At 58.4% G+C, this 541-nt stretch carries 1 protein-coding gene; it reads right to left on the reverse strand.

From position 1 onward, the window contains the following. On the reverse strand, positions 1–541 hold a 541-nt coding region (locus ACR0C6_RS22175), incomplete at both ends, for a calcium-binding protein (protein ID WP_480621358.1).

Below are 541 nucleotides of genomic sequence, written 5' to 3' on the forward strand. Positions count from 1 at the left end.
CTCCGTGATCGTGTCGTTGCCGTCGCCACGGGAGTAGTAATAGCTGTCATTGCCACGGTTGCCATTGATCACGTCATCGCCGAGACCGCCGGTTATGATGTCGTCTCCCGCACCGGCATCGATCGTATCGTTGCCTGCACCCGCATCGATAACGTCGGCGACGTTGAAGCCGGTGATGATGTCATCTCCAGATGTCAGCACTTGTTGAAGCAACATCGGGCGCAGATCGCCTCTCGTCCATGTGGTTCCATCGGCGAAGACGATCTTCTCAAGGCCCTGATCTGACGCATCGTCGAGCGTGTGCTTGATGAGGATCGAACCGCCATCGCCAGCGTCGGGCGCACTCTCGGCAATGACCAGCGTCAGATCATTGCCATTGCGCACAAGGCTCACGTCAGCAGGGTTGATGTCGGTCAGGATCAGCCGATCGTCCGTGCCGTTCCAAACCGTCTCCGTGATCGTGTCGTTGCCGTCGCCACGGGAGTAGTAATAGCTGTCATTGCCACGGTTGCCATTGATCACGTCATCGCCGAGACCGCCG

The sequence above is a fragment of the Ruegeria sp. AL12 genome (genome assembly GCF_056540885.1).